Here is a 24365-nt window from a genome sequence, read left to right on the forward strand (position 1 = left end):
GCCTTTTTGATGTCTGGTCGGCGGTTCAGCCACGCAGGGCGTGGCTGCGCCCACCGCCATTACCTCGGCGGCAGATACAGCAGCGGGTCCACCGGCTTGCCGTTGTAGCGGATCTCGAAGTGCAGCATGTCGCGGGTGGTGCCGGTGCGGCCCATTTCTGCGATCTGCTCGCCAGCCTTGACGCTCTGGCCTTCGTTGACCAGGCGCTTGCGGTTGTGGCCGTAGGCCGACAGCCACTGGTCGTTGTGCTTGACGATGATCAGCTCGCCGAACCCGACCAGGCCGGCACCGGAGTACACCACCACACCGGCAGCGGTCGCCCGCACCGGCTGGCCGCTGCTGCCGGCGATGTCCACGCCCTGCTTGGTGACGTCGGCACCGACGAAACGGCCGACCAGCGCGCCATCGGCCGGCCAGCGCCAGCCGATGTTGCTCTTGATCGCGGTGGTCGGCGACGGCGTGGGTGCCGGCGCCGGGGTGCTGGCATTGCCCGGGCGCGGCGCGGTGACCACGGTGGTCGGCGCGCGGCCGGGGCTGCCGCCCGGGTACAGGCGCAGGCTCTGGCCCGGGTAGATGGTGTACGGCTCGGCCAGCCCGTTCCAGGCGGCCAGGTCGCGCGGGGTGATGTTGTGGATGCGTGCCAGCGCGTACAGCGTGTCGCCCCGGCGCACCACGGCGGTCTGGCCGGGCTTGGCCACCGAGGTCTGGGGGGTGCTGTGCGCGGTGCGGCCACCGGAGGGCTTGACCACGGTGGCGGTGCCGCAGGCGCTCAGCGTGGACACCACCAGCAGCAGCGCGGCCAGGCGCGCGCTTCCGTTCAAACGATCAGCACTCATGCGAACTTCGACCTCCATACAAGCCAGGCCACCAGACCGACCACCAGTACGGTGGCGATCCAGCCCAGCGGTTCAATCCAGCGCCGCAGCGCGGCTTCGGCACGCGCGCCGCCGATGCGGATCACCGCAGCCAGCACGTACACGCGCTTGCCGCGACCGATCAGCATGCTCAGGAAATACTGCGGCAGCGGCACGCCGACGATACCCGATGCCCAGGTGAAGACCTTCATCGGGATCGGCATGAAGCCGCCCAGCACCAGGAAAGTGAACACCGCCCACGGCGACTCGGTCATCTTGGCCTGCACGATGGCGATGCCGCCTTCGATGCTGGTCAGCATGCCCATCGCCGCGAACAACGGCTTGACCGCTTCAAAGGCGTAGTGGCCCAGCGCGTAGCCGACCAGCGCACCGACCATCGAGCCGGCCAGGCTGAGCGTGGCGAACCACCAGCCGCGCTTGGGCTGTGCCACGCACATCGGTGCCAGCATCACTTCGGGCATCACCGGGAAGATGATCGCCTCGATGAAGCTCAGTACCGTCAGGTAGGTCGGGGCGCGCTCGTGCGCGGCCCACTTCATTGCCCGCTCGTACAGCGGACCGAAAATCTTCATGACGCAACGCTCCTTGGAATCAGTCCAGCATGCCAGACAGCAGCGGCACGAACGTGACCGGCGCCAGTACCTGCTGTTCGACACTGCCGTCTTCGCGGCGGGTGAGCTGGATCAGCGACTGCGCGCCCGGCCCGCCCACCGGCGCCACCAGGCGCCCGCCCACGGCCAGCTGCTCGACCAATGCGTCCACCAGCGCCGACGCCGCGGCGGTGACCACGATGGCATCGAACGGACCGTGCTCGGCCCAGCCGACGCGGCCGTCGTCATGCTTGCTGCGGATGTTCATGCCCAGCGCGCGGAAGCGCTTGCGCGCCTGGCGCAGCAGGTCGCCGATGCGCTCGACGGTGTAGACCTCCAGGCCCAGCGCGCCGAGTACGGCCGCCTGGTAACCCGAACCGGTGCCCACCTCGAGCACGCGCTTGGGGGCCGACTGCAGTACGGCTTCGGTCATCCGCGCCACCACCCACGGCTGCGAGATGGTCTGCCCGTGGCCGATCGGCAATGCGGTGTCTTCGTAGGCGCGCGAGGCCAGCGCCTCGTCGATGAACAGGTGGCGCGGTACCACCCGGATCGCATTGAGGGTGGCTTCGTCGACGATGCCGCTTTCGCGCAGGCGTTCGACCAGTCGGTCGCGCACGCGCTGCGAGGTCATGCCGATCCCGACCGCTTCGGGTTGCAGGCGCAGGCGCTGGCTCATGCCGGGCGGTCCAGCGCGGCGGTCAGGCCGCCGACCCAGCTGGCGACCTTTTCCAGCGCCTGGTAGCGGGTCAGGTCGACCTGGATCGGGGTGATCGAGATGTAGCCGTTGCGCACCGCATGGAAGTCGGTGCCGGGGCCGGAGTCCTGTTCGCGACCGGCCGGGCCGATCCAGAACACTTCATTGCCGCGCGGGTCGCGCTGGGCGATGCAGCCTTCGGCGCGGTGGCGGTTGCCCAGCCGGGTGACTTCGAAGCCTCGCACCTCCGCCCACGGCAGGTCGGGCACGTTGACGTTGAGGATGGTGTCGGCCGGCAGCGGGTCGGCCTTGAGCCGGGTCACGATCTCGACCGCCGCGCGCGCGGCGGTTTCGAAGTTGCGCGGGTCGTGGTTGTGCGAGACCAGCGACATCGCCACCGCCGGCAGGCCGAGGAAACGCCCTTCCATCGCCGCCGAGACGGTGCCGGAATAGATGACGTCATCGCCCAGGTTGGCCGCGTTGTTGATGCCGGAGACGACGATGTCCGGGTCGTACTCGAGCATGCCGGTCAGGGCCAGGTGCACGCAGTCGGTCGGGGTGCCGGCCACCGAGCAGGTGTAGTGGTCGATCCGCTTGACCCGCACCGGCAGGTCCAGGGTCAGCGAGTTGCTGGCGCCGGACCGGTCGCGGTCGGGGGCGACCACCATCACGTCGTGGCCGGCCTCGCGCAGGACCGTGGCGAGCATCCTGATGCCCGGCGCGTCGACACCGTCGTCGTTGCTGACCAGGATCCGCATCGGGGTTTTAACCGCTTGATTGTTCAAGACTTCATTTCCATCACTTTCCAGCGTTGGCGGGGCCGGCCTTCACCCGTTCCGGGATCACCGACCGCGCAAGTGCGTCAGCTATTGTGCCGCAAGCGGGCAGATCGGCCTACCCCGCCGGGAGGTAGGCAGGGCCGATCCGGGGCATTAGGCTGTACGCATGTCACATCCTGAAGACGAAGATCCGGCGGCGCTGTTCCGCGCGGCCATCGGCGAGGTCACGCCGCTGCGTAAACCGGTCGCCGCGCCGCCGGCCACGCCGCGGCCGAAGCCGCGCGCACGGATGGCCGAACAGGACGAAGATGCGGCACGCGGGGAGTTCGCCCGGCTGCTGCGCGACAGCAGCCCGCTGGAGGCCGGCGACACCGCCAGCTACCGGCGCGACAACCTGCCGGCACGGATGTTCCAGCGGCTCAAGCGTGGCCAGTATTCCGTGCAGGACGAGCTGGACCTGCACGGCGCCACCGTGGCCCAGGCCGAGACCCTGCTGCGCCAGTTCCTGCTCGAGGCGCACGCGCACGAGCATGGCTGCGTGCGGATCATCCACGGCAAGGGGTTGCAGTCGGACGGCGGCGCGCCGGTGTTGAAGAACCTGGTGGACCGGTTGCTGCGCCAGCGCAACGACGTGCTGGCGTTCCATTCGGCGCCGGCGGGGCAAGGCGGGACCGGCGCGGTGTTGGTGTTGTTGGCGAACAGGTAGATCGGGCGGTGCAGCCACGCAGGGCGTGGCTGCGCCGTCACTCCGAGGCCGACACCCCGGCAACGTCATTCACCGGGCCCAGCTCATGCAGCACCGCCGTCGCATAACACCCCGGCGGCAGCGCAAACGTCAGCTCCAGTACGTCCGCTTCCAGCCAACGATGCTGCAGGTTCGCCGGTCGCAGCCGCAGCGCGCGCCGCTCCTGCTTCAACCGTGCACCTTCCAGCCCCGCGCGCAGCTGCAACGACTGCTCGTCGCTGATCGCCGCCAGCTCCAGCGCGGCGGCGTCGCCGCTGCTGCGCAGCTCACCCTCGCCCCACAATGGGCCGCTCGGATGGATGTCGAACCGGCCCAGGCGGTCGGCCAGCAGGTCGGTCCACGGTTCGGGCCCGAACACGCTGCGGCTGCCGTCCAGCATCCACACTTCGCCGTCCAGCGGCGCGTCCCAGTTGCCCTGCGCCACGCGTTCGGCCAACACCTGGTTGAACAGCGCCGAACGGGCGGCCGAGAGCAGCAGCGAGCGCTGGTCGGGGCGCATCCGGCGGCCGCCGAACATCGCCAGCGCGGCCGCCACGTTGCCGCCGTCGCGACCGAAGCGCTGTTCGCCAAACCAGTTCGGCAACCCGCGCGCGGCGATCAGCGACAGGCGTTCGTCGATCGCCTTCGCATCGCCCTGCACGTTGCGCAGCACCAGCCGGAACCGGTTGCCGGCCAGCGCACCGCGCTGCAGCTTGCGGTTGTGCCAGGTCGACTCGAGCACCTCCACTTCGTCGGAGGCCAGCGCTGCTATGTCCGGCGCGACGCGCTTGGGCAGGTGCACGCTGAAGCGCTGGGTGGTGACCGCATGGCGGTCCTTCATACCGGCAAAGCTGACCCCCATCTCCGGCAAGCCGGCCCACTTGGCCAGCAGCTTGGCCACGTGCACGGTGTTGGCGCCGCGCTTGCGGATGGTCAGCAGCAGGTGCTCGCCCTCCCCGCTCGGCTCGAACGCGGGCAGCTCGTCGACCTGGAAATCCTCCGGCGCGGTGCGGATGTCGGCGCGCAGCAGCGGCGCGCCGAACGCCAGCGGCAGCGGAATCACAGCGCCACCAGCAGCACGACGGCCTGCGCGGCGATGCCTTCGCCGCGCCCGGTGAAGCCGAGCTTCTCCGAGGTAGTGGCCTTGACGCTGACCGCATCCAGGGCGATCCCGAGCACGCCGGCAATGCGCTCGCGCATCGCCAGCGCGTGCGGGCCGACCTTGGGGCGTTCGCAGATCACCGTGATGTCGGTGTTGCCGACCTGCCAGCCGCGCTCGCGCAGCAGGCTGTTGCAGTGTTCCAGGAAGCGGCTGCTGTCGGCGTCCTTCCAGCGCATGTCCGAGGGCGGGAAGTGCTGGCCGATGTCGCCCAGCGACAGCGCGCCGAGCATGGCATCGCACAGCGCGTGCAGGATCACGTCGCCGTCGCTGTGGGCGAGCACGCCGCAGCTGTGGTCGACGCGGATGCCGCCGAGCATGATGTGGTCGCCCTCGCCGAAGGCGTGGACGTCATAACCCTGGCCGATGCGGACGGGTGGAAACGGGGTGTTCATGGCAAAAACCTGCAGTAATGGGCGACGCGCGGCGGACTCAGGCCCCGCGGCGCCACAGCTCGAATTCGAAACGTGACAGATCGGCCGGGGTGGTGACCTTGAAGTTGTCTTCGTTGCCCTCGACCAGTAACGGACGCAGCCCCTGCCGCTCCATCGCCATGGCCTCGTCGGTCACTTCGACGCCAGCGCCGGCCGCGTCCTGCAGCGCGCGGGCCAGCTGGTGGCGGCGGAACAGCTGCGGGGTCAGCGCACGCCACAGGCGCGCGCGCGGCTCGGTGCCGTCGATGCCGCCGTCGTCGCCGGCACGCTTGAGGGTGTCGCGCACCGGCGCGGCCAGGATCGCCCCGACCGGGTCGTTGCGCCCCACTTCCAGCAGGCGGCCCAGGTCGGCTGCGGCCAGGTTCGGCCGCGCGGCGTCGTGGACCAGCACGAAATCGTCGGCGCGCACGCTGTCGGGCAGCGCGTGCAAACCGGCCAGCACCGATTCGGCGCGGGTCGCACCGCCGGTGCAGGTCAGGATCGGCTTGTCGGCCAGCGACTGCCAGCCCGGCCAGTCGGCGTCATGCTCGGCGATCACCACCATCACCCCGGCCACGACCGGGTGCGAGAGCAGCGCTTCCAGGGTGTGGGCGAGCAGCACCCGGTCGCCGGCGACCAGGTATTGCTTGGGCACCGGTCCACCGAAACGGGTGCCACGGCCAGCGGCCGGGACCACGGCCCAGACGCTGCCCATCAGGGCACTTCCTGGTGCGGCGCGTTCGGGTCGGCCACCTGGGTCGGCGCGCGCGGCGCCGCCACCGGGGCGTTTTCGACCACGCGATAGAACTTCTCGCCGGGCTTGATCATCCCCAGCTCGCTGCGCGCGCGTTCCTCGATGGCGGCCTCGCCTTCCTTGAGGTCCTTGACCTCGGCCGCCAACGCGTCATTGCGCTGCTGCAGGCCTTCGTTGTCGCGCTTCTGGGCTTCGACCTGGGCTTCGAGCGTCATCACTTCTCCCGAATTGCCCGGGCCGAACCAGAAGCGGTACTGCAGCCATGCCAGCAGTACCGCGAGCACCAGCAGCAGCCAGCGCCAGTTGCGCATGCGGGTCAGCGCTTCAGCGAAACGAACGCGTCACGCCCGGCGTAACGCGCGCCGGCACCCAGGGCTTCCTCGATGCGCAGCAGCTGGTTGTACTTGGCCACGCGATCGCTGCGGCACAGCGAGCCGGTCTTGATCTGGGTGGCGGTGGTGGCCACGGCGATGTCGGCGATGGTGGTGTCTTCGGTTTCGCCCGAACGGTGCGAGACCACGGCCGCGTAGTTGGCGTTGTGCGCCATCGCGATCGCTTCCAGGGTCTCGGTCAGCGTGCCGATCTGGTTGACCTTGATCAGGATCGCGTTGGCGGTGCCGGACTCGATGCCTTCCTTGAAGATCTTCGGGTTGGTCACGAACAGGTCGTCGCCGACCAGCTGCACCTGCTTGCCGATCCGGTCGGTGAGCAGCTTCCAGCCGGCCCAGTCGTTTTCGGCGAGGCCGTCTTCGATGGTGATGATCGGGTACTGCGCGGCCCAGTCGGCCAGGAAGTCGACGAACTGCTCGGAGGTCAGGCGCTTGTTCTCGCCGACCAGGTTGTACTTGCCATTCTCGTAGAACTCGCTGGAGGCCACGTCCAGGCCCAGCAGCACGTCCTCACCGGCGGTGTAGCCGGCCTTGCCGATCGCTTCGAGGATGGTGTCCAGCGCTTCGACGTTGCTGCGGAAGTCCGGGGCGAAGCCGCCCTCGTCGCCCACCGCCGTGCTCAGGCCGTGGCCCTTGAGCACCGACTTGAGCGAATGGAAGATTTCGGTACCGGCGCGCAGGGCTTCGGAGAACGAGGTGAAGCCGACCGGCAGCACCATGAACTCCTGGAAGTCGACGTTGTTGTCGGCATGCGCGCCGCCGTTGATGATGTTCATCATCGGCACCGGCAGGGTCACGTCGCGGCCGTGGGCCAGGTACTGCCACAGCGCCTGCTTGTTCGAGGCGGCCACGGCATGGGCGTTGGCCATCGAAACACCGAGCAGCGCGTTGGCGCCGAGGCGGCCCTTGTTCTCGGTGCCGTCCAGGTCGATCAGGCGGCGATCCAGGCCTTCCTGGTCGGCGGCGTCGAAGCCCTTCAGCGCGGACGCGATGGTGGTGTTGACGTTGTTGACCGCGTTGCGCACGCCCTTGCCCAGGTAGCGGGTCTTGTCGCCATCACGCAGCTCGACCGCTTCCTTGGTACCGGTGGACGCACCCGACGGTACGGCGGCGCGGCCGAACGAACCGTCCTCCAGGGTGACTTCGGCTTCCAGCGTGGGATTGCCACGGCTGTCGAGGATTTCACGGGCGTGGATGCTGCGGATCGCGGTCATGGCGGGCCAATTTCCAGTCGGTAAGGGAAACGCGCCGCCCTTCCGGCGGCGCGTGAAACAAGCGTCGTGATTATGCAGCAGTTCGCTGCGCTTTTCGCTGGCGTGCCGCGCTGATGAAGCCGATGAACAGCGGGTGGCCGTCGCGCGGGGTGGACAGGAATTCCGGGTGCGCCTGGCAGGCCAGGAACCACGGGTGCTGGTCGCGCGGCAGCTCGACCACTTCGACCAGGGTGTCGTCCATCGACTTGCCGGCGATCACCAGGCCGGCATCTTCCAGCTGGGTGCGGTAGCGGTTGTTGAACTCGTAGCGGTGGCGGTGGCGCTCGGCGACCACGTCCTTGCCGTACAGCTCGCGGGCCAGCGTGCCCGGCTTGAGGCGCTGCTCCTGCAGGCCCAGGCGCATGGTGCCGCCGAGGTCGCTCTTGTCGTCGCGCTTCTCGACATCGCCGGTGGCGGTGCGCCATTCGGTGATCAGGCCGATCACCGGGTTCGGCGACTGGCGGTCGTTCTCGGTGCTGTTGGCGCCTTCCAGGCCCACCACATTCCGGGCGAAGTCGACCACGGCGGCCTGCATGCCGTAGCAGATGCCGAAGTACGGCATCTTTTCCTCACGGGCGAACTTCGAGGTCAGCACCTTGCCTTCGAAGCCCCGGTCGCCGAAACCGCCCGGCACCAGGATGCCGTCCACGTCCTGCAACGCGGCCATGTCGGTGCCTTCCAGGTCCTGCGCTTCCAGCCACTTCAGGTTGACCTTGGTGCGCTGGCGCAGGCCACCGTGCTTGAGCGCTTCGCCGACCGACTTGTAGGCGTCCTGGTGGTCGACGTACTTGCCGACCACGGCGATGGTGACCTCGTCCAGCGGGTGCAGGGTGGCGTCGACCGCCGCTTCCCACTCGTGCAGGTCGGCCGGGCCGGCCTTGTCGCCGAGCTTGAGCTGGTTGATGACGATCTCATCCAGACCCTGCTCGTGCAGGCCCATCGGGATGCGGTACAGCACGTCGACGTCGGGCACGCTGATCACGGCGCGTTCGGAGACGTTGGTGAACTGCGCGATCTTGCGGCGCTCGGACTCCGGCACCGGCTGTTCGGAGCGGCACAGCAGCACGTCCGGCTGGATGCCGATCGAGCGCAGCTCCTTCACCGAGTGCTGGGTCGGCTTGGTCTTCAGCTCGCCGGCGGCGGCGATGTACGGAACCAGGGTGAGGTGCATGAACAGCGCCTTTTCCGGGCCGCGTTCGGTACGCACCTGGCGGATCGCTTCGAGGAACGGCAGCGATTCGATGTCGCCGACGGTGCCGCCGATCTCGACCAGCGCGACGTCGAAGCCTTCGGTGGCCTCGTCCATGCAGCGGCGGATTTCGTCGGTGATGTGCGGAATGACCTGCACGGTGGCGCCCAGGTAGTCGCCGCGGCGCTCCTTGCGGATCACGTTTTCGTAGATGCGGCCGGTGGTGACCGAGTTTTTGCGGCTCAGGCGGGTGCGCACGAACCGCTCGTAGTGGCCCAGGTCGAGGTCGGTTTCGGCGCCGTCGTCGGTCACGTAGACCTCGCCGTGCTGGAACGGGCTCATGGTGCCGGGGTCGACGTTGATGTACGGGTCGAGTTTCATCATCGTGACCTTCAGGCCACGGGCTTCGAGGATGGACGCCAGCGAGGCGGCGGCGATGCCTTTGCCAAGCGAGGAAACCACGCCGCCGGTTACGAAGATCAAGGGAGTCATGGCTGGAGGTGTCCTGTCAGGAAGGGGGAAACGACGCCGGCGCGCAAGGCGGCGGACGACGTGAAGAGGGAATCGGGGTGGATCGGGGCGGCGGCGGAGAGGTCACGCGCCGGAGCATCCTGCGAGGTCGGGAGGGCCGTGCCGGTCGCCAAGGGGACCGTCACCTGTTGCCTGCCCTGCGGGCGGTCGCGCACGACCGGACCCGTCCATTCGCTGATGGATGACACGTACTGCTCCCGGAAAGCGATAGTTTACAGAGTGAAGCGCCCAAGCCCAAGGGGGCTGGAACGAAGACGCCCCGGCAAGCCGGGGCGTCTGGGGGGCCAGGAAGCGGGTTCAGCGCTTCTTCTTGGCCTCTTCTTCCTCTTCCTGCTGCGGCGCCTGCTGGCCCTTGGCCTTCATTTCGGCGGTGGCAGCGGCACGGCGCTTGGCCTTGGCGTCGGCTTCGGACTGGGCCTTGGCCTCGGCCTGGTCGCCCTGCTGCGCGGTGGACTGGCCCTGTCCGGCGTTCTGGGCCATGGCCAGCGGCACGGCCACGACGGCGGCGGCAATGGCGACGATGGTCAGGAACTTCTTCATGGGGAGGTCTCCTCGCTATGGCTGGGGTGGTACGTGGCCATTCTATCGCGGGGTGTTCGGCCGCCCCCTGAACGTGTGGCGTGCAAAAAAGCCGCCCAGACCGCAAACTTCGCCGTCGCTTTGCGCAATCTGAAGACCGATGAACACCCGTTATAACGCCGCCGATATTGAAGTCCTGTCTGGCCTGGACCCGGTCAAGCGCCGTCCCGGCATGTACACCGACACCGCCCGCCCGAACCACCTGGCGCAGGAAGTGATCGACAACGCCGTGGACGAGGCCCTGGCCGGGCATGCCCGGACGGTCGAGGTCACCCTGTACAAGGACGGCAGCTGCGAGGTCAGCGATGACGGCCGCGGCATGCCGGTGGACATCCACCCGGAAGAGAAGATCCCGGGCGTGGAGCTGATCCTGACCCGGCTGCATGCGGGCGGCAAATTCAGCAACAAGAACTACACGTTCTCCGGCGGCCTGCACGGCGTGGGCGTGAGCGTGGTCAATGCGCTGTCGACGCTGGTGGAAGTGCACATCAAGCGCGAGGGCAGCGAGCACCGCATCACCTTCCGCAACGGCGACCGCGCCACGCCGCTGGAAGTGGTGGGCAGCGTCGGCAAGAAGAATACCGGCACCCGGGTGCGCTTCTGGGCCGACCCGAAGTACTTCGATACGCCCAAGTACAACCTGCGGGCGCTGCGCCACCTGCTGCGCGCCAAGGCGGTGCTGTGCCCGGGCCTGACCGTGAAGCTGCGCGACGAGGCCACCGACGAGCAGGACACCTGGTATTTCGAGGACGGCCTGAGCGATTACCTGAAGGCGGAGCTGGGCGAGCGCGAGATGCTGCCGGCGGACCTGTTCGTGGGGTCGCTGAAGAAGGACACCGAGGTGGTGGACTGGGCGGTGGCGTGGCTGCCGGAAGGCGAGCTGGTCCAGGAAAGCTACGTGAACCTGATTCCGACCGCGCAGCACGGTACGCATGCGAACGGTCTGCGCACGGGCCTGACCGAGGCGCTGCGCGAGTTCTGCGACTTCCGCAACCTGTTGCCGCGCGGGGTGAAGCTGGCCCCGGAAGATGTCTGGGACCGGGTCTCGTTCGTGCTGTCGCTGAAGATGACCGACCCGCAGTTCAGCGGGCAGACCAAGGAGCGGCTGTCGTCGCGCCAGGCGGCGGGGTTCGTGGAGGGCGCGGCGCATGACGCTTTCAGCTTGCTGCTGAACCAGAACGTGGCGCTGGGCGAGCAGATCGCGCAGCTGGCGATCGAACGTGCCAGTGCGCGCCTGAAGACCGAGAAGCTGGTGGTACGCAAGAAGGTCACGCAGGGCCCTGCCCTGCCGGGCAAGCTGGCGGACTGCATCAGCCAGGACCTGTCGCGCACGGAACTGTTCCTGGTGGAAGGCGACTCGGCGGGCGGTAGTGCCAAGCAGGCGCGCGACAAGGACTTCCAGGCGATCATGCCGCTGCGCGGCAAGATCCTGAACACGTGGGAGGTGTCGTCGGGCAGCGTGCTGGCGTCGGAGGAAGTGCACAACCTGGCGATCGCGATCGGCTGCGATCCGGGCAAGGAGGACATCACCGGGCTGCGTTACGGCAAGGTGGTGATCCTGGCGGACGCGGACTCGGACGGGTTGCACATTGCGACGCTGCTGACGGCGCTGTTCCTGAAGCACTTCCCGGCGCTGGTGGACGCGGGCCACGTGTTCGTGGCGATGCCGCCGCTGTTCCGCGTGGACGTGGGCAAGCAGGTGTTCTACGCGCTGGACGAGGAAGAAAAGCGTTCGCTGCTGGACAAGATCGAGCGGGAAAAGATCAAGGGCCAGGTCAGCGTGACGCGCTTCAAGGGCCTGGGCGAAATGAATCCGCAGCAGCTGCGCGAGTCGACGATCCACCCGGATACGCGCCGCCTGGTGCAGCTGACCATCGACGACGGCGAGCAGACCAGCGCGCTGATGGACATGCTGCTGGCCAAGAAGCGCGCCAGCGACCGCAAGCAGTGGCTGGAGAACAAGGGCGACCTGGCTTCGCTGGAAGTCTGAGGGCTACGAAAAACCCGCTTCGGCGGGTTTTTTGTTGCCCGGTATTGGCTGACGACCGTAGAGCCGGGCTCTGCCCGGCTGCTGTTGGATTCAGGCGAACAGCCGCAGGGTGCGCGGCTTCCCTGGCTTGGGCCGCCCGGTGCCGGTTTGCGGGGTCGCCGCAAGTACGTCCGTGTAGGCTACGCGGACGCCATCCATGGCGCCGAGTCCCCCGCAAACCGACCCCGGGCGACCCTTTGACAGTGGGCCGGTGGCCACGGGAAACGCGGGCGCCGGCAGTCGGCCGACGTGTCGACCATCGGTCGACACACCGGCTTTTCCCATGGCTGCCGACGCACGGTCGATGGGCCGGCGGGTGGGGGGTACGGGACCGTGAAGGCACATGGATGTGCCGCCCGAGCCTAACGGGAGATTTAAGGCGTGTCCCGTACCCCCCACCCGCCGGCCCAACACCAGGGAATCTCTCCGCCGAGGGCTGTTCGCCTGAATCCAACAGCGAGCCGGGCAGAGCCCGGCTCTACCGGATCTCATGCAATCCGAGGAGCCGGCCGGCGGCCGGCACTACCGGGTCGAACACAAAAAACCCGGCCGGAGCCGGGTTTTTTTGTGGCTTAGACCAGACCGATCAGGCCCAGCCGAACAGCTCGAACAGCTTGAGGATCAGGTAGGCGCAGCCGCCGGCGGCCGGGATGGTGAGGATCCAGGCCCAGACGATGCGCTCGATCACGCCGAACCGCAGCGAGCGCGGGTTCTTGGCGTAACCCACGCCCATGATCGCGGTGGAGATGCTGTGCGTGGTCGAGACCGGCATGCCGAAGTGCGCGGCCAGGGTCAGGATCGTCGCCGAGCTGGTTTCCGCCGCGAAACCGTGGATCGGGTGCAGCTTGACCATCTTGTGGCCCAGCGTCTTGATGATCTTCCAGCCGCCCGACGCCGTACCGGCCGCCATCACCACCGCACAGGTCAGCACGATCCACATCGCGATGCCCTCGCCCGCGTGCGCGTCCGGGTGCATGAACGCCAGCCACGACGGCAGGTCGTTCAGCGCACCGGTCGCTTCCGCGCCGATCAGCGTCATCGCGATGATGCCCATCGTCTTCTGCGCATCGTTGTGGCCGTGCGCGAAGCCCATGTAGGCCGCCGACACGATCTGCGCCTTGCCGAAGAACGCATTGACGATGCGCGGCCGTGCCATCCGGCCCAGCCAGCCACCGGCTTTGGCCATGCCCGCGATGATCGCCCACAGCAGCAGCATCACCAGGATGCCGAGCAGGAAGCCCGCGATCGGCGAGGTGATCATCGGCAGGAACACCTTCCACAGCAGGCCCTTGTTCTGTGCCCACGTGCCGATCCGCTCGGACCAGATCAGCGCGTCCCAGTTGTTGTGCGCCGCTGCCAGGCCCGCACCGCACAGGCCACCGATCAAGGCGTGCGAGGACGAGGACGGCAGTCCCTTCCACCACGTGATCAGGTTCCAGATGATGCCGCCCAGCAGCGCGCACAGGATCACCTGCGGCGTCACGTCGACCACGTTGGTGTTGATCAGGCCCGACGCGATGGTCAGTGCCACCGCCGTGCCGGTGAGCGCGCCGATGAGGTTCATGAAAGCGGCCAGCATCACCGCCCAGCCGGGCGAGAGCACCTTGGTCGCCACTACCGTGGCGATGGAGTTGGCGGTGTCGTGGAAGCCGTTGATGAACTCGAAGACGAGCGCGGCCAGGATCACCACCAGAACGAGGGTCAGCATGCTGTGGCGTCCGTCAGCTGTTCTTCAGCACGATCTGGTACGCCACCACGCCCGCCTCGCGGCAGCGGTCGATGGCCTTTTCCAGGATCTCGAAGAACTCCTTGAGCAGGAACATCTGCAGGTTGTCCAGGCGACCGGAATAGATGTCGCGGTACAGCTCCAGCATCAGCCGGTCCGCTTCGTTCTCCAGCGCGCGCAGCTTCTCGTTGAGCGCCGTCATCCGGTCCAGGTTCATGTGGCGCAGGTCGCTGACCATCTCCACCACCACGCTGGCCGCCTGCTCCAGCATCGCCGCGCGCGGCGCGAAGTCGATGTGCTCCAGGTGCTTGGTCGCCAGCGAGTAGCGGTCGGCGAACTTCTCGACCTGCTTGGGAATCTTGTACAGCGCCGAACCCAGCGCTTCGATGTCCTCGCGCTCGATCGGGGTCATGAAGCTGTCCACCAGCGCCTGGCTGATCTTGTCCGACGCCGCGCGCTCGCGCAGGCGGGCCAGCTTGAACGCGTCCAGCGCCGGCTGGCGGTCCGCTTCGCGCAGCATCGAATGCAGCGCCTTGGCGCTGTCGTGGGCGGCCTGGGCAGCCTCGTCCAGCAGGGTGTAGAACTGTTTGCCGGAGCCGAAAATGGTCTGCAGAGAGAACATTGAGAAACCTATTCGCCGTCGAGGAAGGACGGCACCGGGCGGAATTATGACGGTTTGATGTCCAAACTGGGTACTCCCGTCGTCTTCACACCGTCTCCGGGCTCCCTGAACGACCCTGTTTGCTTCCCTCCCCCCGGCTTTTGTTAAGATGCGCGGGCACCTTCGGGTGCACTCTATGGACGACGACCCTTACCCCCCGCCGCGCCCGCCAGGCCTGACCTGGCCCGGTAGCCGCCGCCGCTTGAACACGCCCTCCCTGCCACCAACCGGGGACGACGCCCGTGTTTGAACTGATCCTGCTTGTTTTCGCCCTGATCCTGCTCAACGGGTTCTTCGCCATGTCCGAGATGTCGGTCATGACCTCGCGCAAGAGCCGCCTGAAGCAGATGGCCGGCTCCTCCAAGCGTGCCGCGAAGGCCCTGGAGCTGTCCGAGAAGCCCGAAAGCTTCCTTTCCACCGTCCAGATCGGCATCACCGTGATCGGCGTGCTGACCGGCCTGCTCGGCGGTGACGCCATCGGCGAGGCCATCGCCAGCTGGATCAAGGGCCTGATGCCCGGCTTCGGCCATGCCGAACTGGTCGGCAAGGGCCTGGCGGTCACCTTGATCACCTTCGTCACCCTGATCTTCGGCGAACTGGTGCCCAAGCGCCTGGCCCTGACCCGTTCGGAAGACATCGCCGGCCTGGTCGCCCTGCCGATGAGCTGGCTGGCCAAGCTGGCCTTCCCGTTCGTCTGGCTGCTGTCCAAGACCACCCGCCTGGTCCTGCGCCTGCTCGGCCTGGGCAGCGATGAAGCGGCCAGCGTCACCGAAGAAGAGATCCGCATGCTGGTGGCCGAAAGCCACGAGGCCGGCGTGATCGACGCGCATGAGCGCGACATGATGAACCGCGTGATGCGCCTGGGCGACCGCACCGCCGACAGCCTGATGACCCCGCGCAACCGGATCGCCTGGCTGGACACCCAGGCCGACGCCGAGAAGAACCTGACGGCGATGCGCGAGCATGAGTTCTCGCGCTACCCGGTGTACCGCGGCAACGACCAGGACATCGTCGGCGTGCTCGAAGTGAAGAGCCTGGTCACCCGCCTGGTGCGCGACGAACACTCGCTGTTCCAGCAGCTGCGTGAGCCGCTGTACGTGTCCGAATCCACCCACGCAATGAAGCTGCTGGAGATCTTCCGCGAAGAGCAGCAATCGATGGCGCTGGTGGTGGACGAATACGGCGAGATCCAGGGCCTGGTCACCATCAGCGACCTGATGGGCGCGGTGGTCGGCCGCATGCAGTCGGTGGAGAACGTCGACGAGGACGCCCTGGTGGTGACCCGCGAGGACGGCTCGCTGCTGGTGGACGGCTCGCTGTCGATCGAAGACCTGCGCGAACTGATGGGCAATGCCGAACTGCCCGACGCGGAAGACGGCGACTATTACACCCTGGCCGGCATGTGCATCCACTACTTCGGCCGCATCCCGCATGCGGGTGAGTACTTCGACTGGGCCGGCTGGCGCATCGAGATCGTCGACCTGGACGGCGCGCGCGTGGACAAGCTGCTGATGCGCGCCCTGGCCGAAGAGGAGAGCGATGAACTCACCGGCTGATCCGCCGTCGGGGCCGGACCAGCGCCGGCCCGAGTACCAGAACGAGGGCATCCGCACCCTGCTGGCGATGTTCGACCATGGCGACCCGGACGAGCGCCTGCGCCTTGGCCAGATCCTGCAGGGCCTGCAGCAGAGCGCGTTCGGGGTGTTCCTGTTCGTTGCGATCCTGCCATCGTTCATCCCGATTCCGGGGATCGGCGGCGCGGTCAGCGGACCGCTGGTGGTCCTGATCGGCGCGCAGATGCTGTGTGGGATGCGACGGCCCTGGCTGCCGGGCTTCATTGCCAATCGTGGGCCGCGACGCGGCACCATGCACAGGTTCCTGGCCCGGATCGACGGGCCACTGCGGCGCCTGGACCGCATGTTGAAGCCGCGGCGTTCGTGGTTCCTGGTGCCGTTGCCGGCGCATGCATTCACCGGGCTGCTGCTGATCCTGACCGGCGTGCTGCTGTCGTTGCCGATCCCGTTCACCAACTATCTGTTCGGATTCCAGCTGCTGCTGTTCTCGCTGGCGCTGCTGGAACGGGACGGCACGCTGATGCTGGTCAACTGGATCGGCGCGATCGCAGCGGTGCTGTTCTTCAGCTTCAGCTCGGGGCAGCTGGTGCAGTACCTGACGGAGTTGTTCCAGAAGTGGTTCTGACACGGTAGCGCCGGCCGTTGGCCGGCCCACGGACCGCCTGGGCCGGCCAACGGCCGGCGCTACCGGTATTGACCCTAGCGAAGATCTACTACGCCGTTGTCCGACAACGCGCCCGGCTCGTCGGTCACTGCCGACAACACGAAACTCAGCGCCTTGCCCAGCAGCGTGCCCGGGCCGTCCCAGTATTCGGCCGACTCGGCGCTGACGTGGATCAGGCGCAGGTTCGGATCGTCCTTGCCACCCGGGAAGAACAGCTTCATCGGCGGCGACCACAGTTCCTCGACCTTGGCACGATCGTCGACCACGCGCGCGACGCCGGCGACCGACACATAGGTGTTCTTCGACTGCGAGGCGTAGGCCACGTTGACGCGCGGATTGAGCGCGATCTCGGCCACCTTGGGGCTGTCGGCGGCGGTGGCGAACCACAGGTCGCCATCGAACTCGACTTCCTGGGTGCCCAGCGGACGGCTGTAGAGCCGGCCGTCGACGCCGGTGGTGGTGAACATGGCGATGTCCACGCCGCGGATCAGTTCGGCCAGTTGTTTGATGTGCTGCTGGCGATCGTGCTCGGCCATGGTGAAGCTCCTGCATTTGGGAGCTTCATCTCACCGGAAATGCCGGAATGGCGACGTGAACCGATTGGTCACGTCGCCTTCGCAGGTCACAGCGTGGCGGTGCGCTGCGCGGACTGCCACGCCTGCATAGCCAACCCGAACGAACGCTTACGCGCGCCGTGATCGTAGATGTTGGCGGTGAGCAGCAGTTCGTCCGGCTTGTGCCGCGCGGCGAACGCAGCCATCCCTTCGCTGACCTGGCGCAGGTCGCCGACCACCGCACAGGCCAGCGCGTTCTGCACGCCCAGCTTTTCGTGCGGCTGCCAGAACGCCTCGATGTCGTCGATCGGCGGCGGGATCAGGCCGGGCTTGCCGCGCCGCAGGTTGACGAAGCTCTGCTGTTGCGTGGTGAACAGGCGCTTGGCTTCGGCTTCGGATTCGGCGGCGACTACGTTCAGGCCCAGCACCGCATACGGCGCGGTCAGGTACTGGGAAGGACGGAATTCGCGGCGGTACACCGCCAGCGCCTCATCCATTGCGTCGGGCGCAAAGTGGGAAGCGAAGGCGAACGGCAGGCCCATCGCAGCGGCCAGGCGCGCACTGAACAGGCTCGAGCCCAGCAGCCACACCGGCACCGGAATACCGGCACCCGGCACCGCGCGCACCGCCTGCCCCGGCTGGGCCGGTTCGAAGTAGTGCAGCAGTTCGCGCACGTCCTGCGGGAACTGGTCGGCGCTGTCGAAATAACGGCGCAGCGCACGTGCAGTCGGCTGGTCGGTGCCCGGCGCGCGGCCCAGGCCGAGGTCGATCCGGTCCGGGTACAGCGAGGCCAGCGTGCCGAACTGCTCGGCCACCTGCAGCGGGGAGTGGTTGGGCAGCATGATGCCGCCGGCGCCGACCCGGATCCGCTGGGTGCCGCCGGCCACGTGCCCGATCAGCACCGCCGTGGCAGCGCTGGCGATACCAGGCATGTTGTGGTGTTCAGCCAACCAGTAGCGGTGGTAGCCCCAGCCTTCGGCGTGCTGGGCCAGGTCGAGCATGTTGGCGAAGGCGCCGGTGGTGTCGCTGCCTTCGCAGACCGGGGCCAGATCGAGAATCGACAATTGCATGGACGCGTTCCATTCCAGGTTATGCACCTGAGATGGGGTGCCCAGCGGCCGATTCCATGGGCGTTGGCGGGATGCTGATTCCCGCGCGGGTCATTCCGCGGCGTGATCGACCATGGGGTTCAGCGCCGGGTCCAGCGCCACGCGTTCGTCGAAGACGAAGCAGCGGCCGTCGTAGCCTTCGCCGCCAACCGCCTCGAAATAGCCGAGGATGCCGCCTTCGAGCTGCAGCACGTTGTCCATGCCGTCGTTGCGCATCCACAGCGCGGCCTTTTCGCAGCGGATGCCGCCGGTGCAGAAACTGACCACCGTGCTGTCGCGCAGCGCGTCGCGGTGGGGGGCCAGGGCTTCAGGCAGGTCGGTGAACTTGGTGATCGGCAGCACCAGCGCGTCCTGGAAGGTACCGAACTCGATCTCCTGCGTGTTGCGGGTGTCGAGCATCACCACCGGTTTGCCGTCATCGTCGTGGCCCTGGCGCAGCCAGCGCTGCACCGTAGCCGGGTCTACCGAGGGCGCGCGCGGATAGGCCAGCGGCTGGCCGTCATCGATCCGGAAGCTGATGATCTCCGGCTTGACCTTGGCCTTGAGCCGGGCGAACGGCTGCATCCGGCTGTAGCTGGTCTTGACCCGCATCCCGGCGAAGCGCGGATCGGCGTGCAAGGTGGCGTAGAAGCCGTCGATGCCCGTTTCGCTGCCGGCCAGGAACAGGTTGATGCCCTCCCCCGCCACCAGCACCGTGCCCCGCAGGTCGGCGGCCTCGGCGCGCGCCAGCAGCGTGGCGCACAGCGCGTCCGGGTCGGCAACGGGGGTGAAGTGGTAGGCGGCGGTATTGGCGATCATCCGCCCATTTTACCCCGCGCTCACCCGCGCAGCAGCACGAACGGCAGCAGCACCAGGGCGGCGGCGGCCAGCATGCCGGCCAGCACCGCCACCACGAACAGCGGGCGGCGTCGCAGCAGCGTGCCGAAGGTCTCCGCGCTGCCATCGGCCAAGGCGGCCTGGCGCTCTGCACGGACCCGCACGCTGCGCGCCTGCTGGTACTCGGCCATGAGCGCCTTGGCCCGTGGCTGGTCGGCGTCATCACGGACCCAGATGCCGCCGAACGAGATCCCCCAGGGGCTGGGCTCGGTCCGGTAATGGGCGATGCCCGCCTGGTCCAGCAGGGCGGTCACGTCCTGGATTTCATCGTCCGCGACGTTGCGCAGGTTGAGCAGCAGTTTCGACATGCGCCCATGATAGCGCCCGGCGATGCGCTACCCTTGCGTCCCCCTTTACCACCGGTGCCGCCCATGCGTCGTCTGCCGAAATTCCTGCTGGTTCCCGCGCTGCTCTCGCTGCTGGCCGCCTGTACCCCGCCCGGCCCGCCGCCGGGTGGCAGCATCGCCGCGTTCGAGAAGATCGACACCCAGCCCGGCACCGGCGCCGAGGCCACCCCGGGCAGCACCATCGTGGTCCATTACACCGGCTGGGTGTACGACGAGAAAGCGGCCGACAAGCACGGCGAGAAGTTCGACAGCTCGGTCGACCGCGGCGAGCCGTTCAGCTTCGGGCTGGGCAAGGGCCAGGTCATCCGGGGCTGGGATGAAGGGTTTGCCGGCATGAAGGTCGGCGGCAAGCGCACTCTGATGATCCCCGCCGAATACGGCTACGGCGCCTCCGGCGCCGGCCCGATCCCGCCGAACGCCTCGCTGGTGTTCGACGTGGAGCTGCTTGACGTCAAGCCGCGCTGACCGGCATGGACGAAGCCGTACCCGCGATGCGACGCGTTGCCATCATCGGTGGCGGCCCGGCCGGGCTGATGGCGGCCGAAACCGTGCGCGCCGCCGGCCATGCCGTGGACGTGTACGAGGCCAAGGGCTCGCCCGGGCGCAAGTTCCTGATCGCCGGCAAGGGTGGCCTGAACCTGACCCATTCCGATCCGCTGGACGTGTTCGTGGCGCGCTACCGCGAGCGCGCTGCGGAGGTTGGCGCGTGGCTCGCCGATTTCGACGGCCCCGCGCTGCGCACGTGGGCGCAGGGCTTCGGCATCGACACCTATGTCGGCAGCTCCGGCCGGGTGTTTCCGATGGACCGCAAGGCCGCGCCGCTGCTGCGCGGCTGGGTGCGCCGCCTGAAGGAATCCGGGGTGCGTTTCCATGTGCAGCACCGCTGGACCGGCTGGGACGCGGACGGCGCGCTGCGGTTCGATACGCCGGAGGGCGTGGCGCGCGTGCAGGCCGATGCCGTGGTGCTGGCAATGGGCGGCGGCAGTTGGCCCGAGCTCGGCTCGGATGCGGCGTGGGTGGCACCGCTGGCCGCGCGCGGCGTGGAAATCGCGCCGATCAAGCCGGCCAACTGCGGGTTCGACATCGCCTGGACGCCCTACTTCCGCGAACGCCAGGCCGGTGCGCCGCTCAAGCCGGTGGTGGCCCACTGGACCGCGCTGGACGGCCAGCCGCGTTCGCAGCAGGGCGAATGCGTGATCAGCGCCGACGGCATCGAAGGCAGCCTGGTGTACGCGATGGCGGCCGACCTCCGCGACTCGCTGGCGCGCGATGGCGAGGTGGTCGTACAGCTGGACCTGCTGCCCGGGCAGAGCGAAGCGCAGGTGCTGGAGAAGCTGCGCAAGCCGCGCCAAGGCCGCAGCTTCGGCGAGCACCTGCGTCGCCAGCTGGGCCTGGGCGGGGTGAAGTCGGCGCTGCTGTTCGAGGTGCTGGGCAAGCAGGCGGGCGACCTGCCGGCCGAGTCCGTGGCCACCGCGCTGAAGCGCCTGCCGCTGTCGCTGCTGCGGCCGCGTCCGATTGCCGAGGTGATCAGCACCGCTGGCGGGGTGCGGCTGGAGGCCCTGGATGCGCAGTTGATGCTGCGCGCGATGCCCGGCACGTTCTGTGCCGGTGAGATGCTGGACTGGGAAGCGCCGACCGGCGGGTACCTGTTGACGGCGTGCTTTGCGAGCGGGATGCGGGCTGGGCGTGGGGTCATCGACCATTTGAGTCGCGTCCAACCGTAGTGCCGGCCGCCGGCCGGCTCCGCACGATGCAGGACCGCGAGGAGCCGGCCGGCGGCCGGCACTACCGCAAATCGCTACCGCGATTTGCTGTTTCTCAATGCCCGGATGCGTGCGGGCGGCTCGAACGAGTCGCTGCGGGCGTCGGACCAGAAGTCGTGGAAGACGGCATGGTCGGGAACGCGGCGCAGCAGTTCACCGGGACTGAGGTAGCGGTACAGCGAGGCCAGCGATCGGATCTCGACCGGGGAGACGCGACGCACGATGTGCTCCGGGCCCAGCTCGGCCGGGTGCTGAAGGCCGGCCGCACAGAGCAGGTCGCGCAGCGCGCGCAGCGTGTTCTCGTGGTAGTTGTGCACGCGGGTGGCCTTGTCGGCCGCGTCCAGGTGGCGCCAGCGGTTCGGATTCTGGGTGGCGATGCCGGTCGGGCAGCGGTCGCTGTGGCAGCTCAGCGACTGGATGCAGCCCAGCGCGAACATGAAACCCCGACCGGCGTTGCACCAGTCCGCGCCCAGCGCGATGGTGCGGGCGATCTCGAACGCACTGCTGACCTTGCCGGCCGCGCCGACCCGGATGCGGTCGCGCAGGTCCAGCCCGACCAGCGTGTTGTGCACCAGCAGCAGCGCCTCGTGCATCGGCACGCCGACATGGTCGATGAACTCCGCCGGTGCCGCGCCGGTGCCGCCCTCGGCGCCGTCGACCACGATGAAGTCCGGCAGCAGCCCGGTTTCCTGCATCGCCTTGGCAATGCCGAACCACTCCCACGGATGTCCGATCGCAAGCTTGAATCCCACCGGTTTGCCGCCGGAGAGTTCGCGCAGCCGCGCCACGAACTGCAGCAGTTCCACCGGCGTGTTGAACGCCGAGTGCTTCGACGGCGACACGCAGTCCACGCCCATCGGCACACCGCGCGTGACCGAGATCTCGGCGCTGACCTTGGCCGCCGGCAGCACGCCGCCGTGGCCAGGCTTGGCGCCCTGCGACAGCTTGATCTCGATCATGCGCACCTGGTCGGTGTTGGCGTTGGCCACGAGCCGCTCTTCGCTGAAAGCGCCGTGTTCGTCGCGGCAGCCGAAGTAGCCCGAGCCGATTTCCCACACCAGGTCGCCGCCCATTTCGCGATGGTACGGCGAGATCGAGCCTTCGCCGGTGTCGTGGTAGAACCCGCCACGTCGCGCGCCTTCGTTGAGCGCGCGGATCGCATTGGCGGAGAGCGAGCCGAAGCTCATCGCCGAGATGTTGAACACGCTCGCGGAATACGGCTTGGCGCAGTTCGGCCCGATCAGCACGCGGAAGTCATGGTCGGCTACTTCAGTGGGCGCCAGCGAGTGATTGATCCACTCGTAGTCCACCGCATAGGTGCTGCGCAGCGTGCCGAACGGCACCACGTCCATTTCATTCTTGGAGCGCTGGTAGATCAGCGCGCGCTGCTGGCGCGAGAACGGCACGTCTTCCAGGTCGCTCTGCACGAAGTACTGGCGGATCTCCGGCCCGATCGATTCCAGCCCATAGCGGAAGTGGGCCAGCACCGGGTAGTTGCGGCGCAGCGTGCTGCGCTTCTGGACCAGGTCCCAGGTGCCGATCACGACCATGGCCGCGGTGATCCCCACGCCCCAGTACCAGGCCGGCCAGATCGTGGCCAGCCAGACGCAGAGCGGGAACAACAGGATGGCGAGCACGTAGGCCAGGTACCGGTGCATGGCGTTCCTCAATCAACACATGCGGCGGAGTCTACAACCGTTCCGGTCTACAGCCGGTCGTCGACCACGTCGCGCGGCCAGACAGACTTCACGTCGTACACCACCCCGCCCGGGCGCAGCAGCGCCTGGATCGCGGCGCGGTCCATGCTCCGGAACCGGTCATGCGCCACCGCCAGCACCACCGCGTCGTAGCCCTGCGGGTCCGGCGCGTCCACCCAGTGCAGGCCACTGCCGTGCAGCGTGGCCGGGCCCACCCACGGGTCCTGCACCTGTACCTGGGCACCGGCGTCCTGCAGGGCCTGGGCCAGCTCCAGCGCGCGGCTGTTGCGCAGGTCCGGGCAGTTCTCCTTGAAGGTCACGCCCAGCACCAGCACGCGCGCGTGCGGCAACGCATGGCCCCGCGCCTGCAGCAGCGCCAGCACCCGCTGAGCCACGTGCGCGCCGACCCGGTTGTTGACCTTGCGCGCGGTGTGGATGAGGTCGGGGTGGTAGCCCACGCTTTCGGACTTGTGCAGCAGGTAGTACGGGTCCACGCCGATGCAGTGCCCGCCGACCAGGCCCGGCCGGAACGGCAGGAAGTTCCACTTGCTGCCGGCCGCGTCCAGCACGTCCTGGGTGTCGATGCCGAGCCGGTCGAAGATCAACGCCAGTTCATTGACCAGCGCGATGTTGACGTCGCGCTGGATGTTCTCGATCACCTTGGCCGCTTCGGCCACGCGGATCGACGGCGCCGGCCAGGTACCGGCATGGATGATGCGCGCATACAGCGCGTCGACCACCGCGGCCACTTCGGCGGTGGAGCCGGAGGTGATCTTGCGGATGTCCGCGAGGCGTCGCTGGCGGTCGCCCGGGTTGATCCGTTCCGGGCTGTAGCCGCAGTGGAAGTCCTGGTTGAAGCGCAGGCCCGAGCCGGCTTCCAGCAGGGGCACGCACACTTCTTCGGTGGTGCCCGGATACACGGTGGATTCGTAGATCACCAGGTCGCCGCGCTTGAGTACGCTGGCGATCAGGATGCTGGCGGCGCGCAGCGGGCCGAGGTCGGGCTGCTCGTGTGCATCGATCGGCGTCGGCACGGTGACGATGTAGACGTTGCAGTCGGACAGGTCGTCGGGGTCGGCGCTGTAGCGCGCGTGCACCGCGGCCGCCAGTTCCTGCGGTTCCAGCTCCAGGGTATGGTCGCGGCCCTGCTGCAGCTCGGCGACCCGTGCAGCGTCGATGTCATAGCCCAGTGTCGGCTGCACCGCGCCGAAGGCCACGGTCAGCGGCAGGCCCACATAGCCCAGCCCGATGACGCAGATGCGCGCCTGCGCGGCGGCGCTGGCCGCGTGCGGGAACGGCAGGTTGGATTCGGTCATTCGTGGCCAGGAGGCAGGATGCAGGTGCGACAAGCCTAACGTGTCGCAGGCAGGCCTACAAAGAACAAAGCCGCCGCCCGCGGAGAGTACGGACGACGGCCAACAAAGTGGTCCAGC

Annotated in this window: 25 protein-coding genes; 6 read left to right on the forward strand and 19 right to left on the reverse strand. The window is 68.1% G+C overall.

Annotated features, from left to right (window positions below):
* Nucleotides 1-59 precede the first annotated feature (59 nt).
* Genes C2U58_RS10415 through surE form a run of 4 tightly spaced genes read right to left on the reverse strand, consistent with a single transcriptional unit; the run spans nucleotide 60 to nucleotide 2920 of the window.
* Nucleotides 60-836: a peptidoglycan DD-metalloendopeptidase family protein gene (locus C2U58_RS10415; RefSeq protein ID WP_102945783.1), complete on the reverse strand. Its 777-nt coding sequence runs from the start codon at nucleotides 834-836 to the stop codon at nucleotides 60-62.
* A complete protein-coding gene (locus C2U58_RS10420) occupies nucleotides 833-1447 on the reverse strand; it encodes a YqaA family protein (RefSeq protein WP_102945784.1) in 615 nt (204 codons plus the stop codon). Before C2U58_RS10420 ends, C2U58_RS10415 begins: the two co-directional genes overlap by 4 nt.
* A 19-nt stretch (nucleotides 1448-1466) precedes the next feature.
* On the reverse strand, nucleotides 1467-2144 hold the full coding sequence (locus tag C2U58_RS10425; RefSeq protein ID WP_102945785.1) for a protein-L-isoaspartate(D-aspartate) O-methyltransferase: 678 nt from the start codon (nucleotides 2142-2144) through the stop codon (nucleotides 1467-1469).
* Nucleotides 2141-2920, reverse strand: a complete 780-nt coding sequence (gene surE, locus C2U58_RS10430) for a 5'/3'-nucleotidase SurE (protein WP_070207270.1) — start codon at nucleotides 2918-2920, stop codon at nucleotides 2141-2143. Before surE ends, C2U58_RS10425 begins: the two co-directional genes overlap by 4 nt.
* Nucleotides 2921-3107: 187 nt before the next feature.
* On the opposite strand from surE, the gene C2U58_RS10435 reads away from it, so the two are divergent.
* Nucleotides 3108-3647: a Smr/MutS family protein gene (locus C2U58_RS10435; RefSeq protein WP_102945786.1), complete on the forward strand. Its 540-nt coding sequence runs from the start codon at nucleotides 3108-3110 to the stop codon at nucleotides 3645-3647.
* 37 nt (nucleotides 3648-3684) lie between these two features.
* Here the strand turns inward: C2U58_RS10435 and truD are convergent, their stop codons facing one another.
* From truD to C2U58_RS10475, 7 genes are all read right to left on the reverse strand, one after another.
* The gene (gene truD / locus C2U58_RS10440; protein ID WP_102945787.1) at nucleotides 3685-4728 is read right to left on the reverse strand and encodes a tRNA pseudouridine(13) synthase TruD; all 1044 of its coding nucleotides are present in this window, start codon (nucleotides 4726-4728) and stop codon (nucleotides 3685-3687) included.
* Entirely contained in the window at nucleotides 4725-5219 is a 495-nt protein-coding gene (gene ispF / locus C2U58_RS10445) for a 2-C-methyl-D-erythritol 2,4-cyclodiphosphate synthase (RefSeq protein WP_070207267.1), read from the reverse strand. The genes truD and ispF overlap by 4 nt, the downstream gene beginning before the upstream one ends.
* A 37-nt stretch (nucleotides 5220-5256) precedes the next feature.
* The gene (gene ispD, locus C2U58_RS10450; protein ID WP_102945788.1) at nucleotides 5257-5955 is read right to left on the reverse strand and encodes a 2-C-methyl-D-erythritol 4-phosphate cytidylyltransferase; all 699 of its coding nucleotides are present in this window, start codon (nucleotides 5953-5955) and stop codon (nucleotides 5257-5259) included.
* Nucleotides 5952-6302, reverse strand: coding sequence for a cell division protein FtsB (gene ftsB / locus C2U58_RS10455; RefSeq protein ID WP_070207266.1), 351 nt, complete (start codon nucleotides 6300-6302; stop codon nucleotides 5952-5954). The genes ispD and ftsB overlap by 4 nt, the downstream gene beginning before the upstream one ends.
* Nucleotides 6303-6307: 5 nt before the next feature.
* Entirely contained in the window at nucleotides 6308-7594 is a 1287-nt protein-coding gene (gene eno, locus C2U58_RS10460; protein WP_102945789.1) for a phosphopyruvate hydratase, read from the reverse strand.
* A 70-nt stretch (nucleotides 7595-7664) separates the two neighbouring features.
* Nucleotides 7665-9314 (reverse strand): CTP synthase, encoded by a 1650-nt coding sequence (locus tag C2U58_RS10465; RefSeq protein ID WP_102945790.1) that lies wholly within the window; start codon nucleotides 9312-9314, stop codon nucleotides 7665-7667.
* Nucleotides 9315-9650: 336 nt separating this feature from the next.
* Nucleotides 9651-9893 carry a hypothetical protein gene (locus tag C2U58_RS10475; protein ID WP_102945792.1) on the reverse strand — a complete coding sequence of 81 codons (243 nt, stop codon included), beginning with the start codon at nucleotides 9891-9893 and terminating at the stop codon, nucleotides 9651-9653.
* A gap of 139 nt (nucleotides 9894-10032) precedes the next feature.
* On the opposite strand from C2U58_RS10475, the gene parE reads away from it, so the two are divergent.
* Nucleotides 10033-11922 (forward strand): DNA topoisomerase IV subunit B, encoded by a 1890-nt coding sequence (gene parE, locus C2U58_RS10480; protein ID WP_102945793.1) that lies wholly within the window; start codon nucleotides 10033-10035, stop codon nucleotides 11920-11922.
* 625 nt (nucleotides 11923-12547) lie between these two features.
* On the opposite strand, the gene C2U58_RS10485 is transcribed toward parE, so the two are convergent.
* Together C2U58_RS10485 and C2U58_RS10490 are read right to left on the reverse strand one after the other, a co-directional pair.
* Nucleotides 12548-13669, reverse strand: coding sequence for an inorganic phosphate transporter (locus C2U58_RS10485; protein ID WP_102945794.1), 1122 nt, complete (start codon nucleotides 13667-13669; stop codon nucleotides 12548-12550).
* 13 nt (nucleotides 13670-13682) lie between these two features.
* Nucleotides 13683-14309 carry a DUF47 family protein gene (locus C2U58_RS10490; protein ID WP_070207259.1) on the reverse strand — a complete coding sequence of 209 codons (627 nt, stop codon included), beginning with the start codon at nucleotides 14307-14309 and terminating at the stop codon, nucleotides 13683-13685.
* A 281-nt stretch (nucleotides 14310-14590) separates the two neighbouring features.
* Here C2U58_RS10490 and C2U58_RS10495 point away from each other — a divergent pair, with 281 nt between their 5' ends.
* Nucleotides 14591-15904, forward strand: a complete 1314-nt coding sequence (locus C2U58_RS10495; RefSeq protein WP_102945795.1) for a hemolysin family protein — start codon at nucleotides 14591-14593, stop codon at nucleotides 15902-15904.
* Complete coding sequence (locus tag C2U58_RS10500) at nucleotides 15888-16547, forward strand: exopolysaccharide biosynthesis protein (RefSeq protein ID WP_102945796.1); 660 nt, start codon at nucleotides 15888-15890, stop codon at nucleotides 16545-16547. The genes C2U58_RS10495 and C2U58_RS10500 overlap by 17 nt, the downstream gene beginning before the upstream one ends.
* A 74-nt stretch (nucleotides 16548-16621) precedes the next feature.
* On the opposite strand, the gene C2U58_RS10505 is transcribed toward C2U58_RS10500, so the two are convergent.
* The 4 genes from C2U58_RS10505 to C2U58_RS10520 all read right to left on the reverse strand — a co-directional run bounded on the left by C2U58_RS10505 (nucleotide 16622) and on the right by C2U58_RS10520 (nucleotide 19433).
* Nucleotides 16622-17122 (reverse strand): pyridoxamine 5'-phosphate oxidase family protein, encoded by a 501-nt coding sequence (locus C2U58_RS10505; protein ID WP_102945797.1) that lies wholly within the window; start codon nucleotides 17120-17122, stop codon nucleotides 16622-16624.
* 86 nt (nucleotides 17123-17208) lie between these two features.
* Nucleotides 17209-18210, reverse strand: coding sequence for an LLM class flavin-dependent oxidoreductase (locus C2U58_RS10510; RefSeq protein WP_102945798.1), 1002 nt, complete (start codon nucleotides 18208-18210; stop codon nucleotides 17209-17211).
* Nucleotides 18211-18300: 90 nt separating this feature from the next.
* Entirely contained in the window at nucleotides 18301-19047 is a 747-nt protein-coding gene (locus C2U58_RS10515) for a sulfurtransferase (protein ID WP_102945799.1), read from the reverse strand.
* Between the two features lie 20 nt (nucleotides 19048-19067).
* Nucleotides 19068-19433 carry a DUF6164 family protein gene (locus C2U58_RS10520; protein ID WP_102945800.1) on the reverse strand — a complete coding sequence of 122 codons (366 nt, stop codon included), beginning with the start codon at nucleotides 19431-19433 and terminating at the stop codon, nucleotides 19068-19070.
* A 63-nt stretch (nucleotides 19434-19496) separates the two neighbouring features.
* On the opposite strand from C2U58_RS10520, the gene C2U58_RS10525 reads away from it, so the two are divergent.
* Entirely contained in the window at nucleotides 19497-19937 is a 441-nt protein-coding gene (locus tag C2U58_RS10525; RefSeq protein WP_102945801.1) for an FKBP-type peptidyl-prolyl cis-trans isomerase, read from the forward strand.
* A 5-nt stretch (nucleotides 19938-19942) separates the two neighbouring features.
* A complete protein-coding gene (locus C2U58_RS10530; protein ID WP_102945802.1) occupies nucleotides 19943-21196 on the forward strand; it encodes a TIGR03862 family flavoprotein in 1254 nt (417 codons plus the stop codon).
* A gap of 74 nt (nucleotides 21197-21270) precedes the next feature.
* On the opposite strand, the gene C2U58_RS10535 is transcribed toward C2U58_RS10530, so the two are convergent.
* Nucleotides 21271-22893: an FMN-binding glutamate synthase family protein gene (locus C2U58_RS10535; RefSeq protein WP_102945803.1), complete on the reverse strand. Its 1623-nt coding sequence runs from the start codon at nucleotides 22891-22893 to the stop codon at nucleotides 21271-21273.
* A gap of 47 nt (nucleotides 22894-22940) precedes the next feature.
* A complete protein-coding gene (locus C2U58_RS10540) occupies nucleotides 22941-24248 on the reverse strand; it encodes a nucleotide sugar dehydrogenase (protein ID WP_102945804.1) in 1308 nt (435 codons plus the stop codon).
* Nucleotides 24249-24365: the final 117 nt, after the last annotated feature.

This window comes from Stenotrophomonas sp. VV52, from assembly GCF_002893095.1.
Taxonomy (GTDB): domain Bacteria; phylum Pseudomonadota; class Gammaproteobacteria; order Xanthomonadales; family Xanthomonadaceae; genus Stenotrophomonas; species Stenotrophomonas aracearum.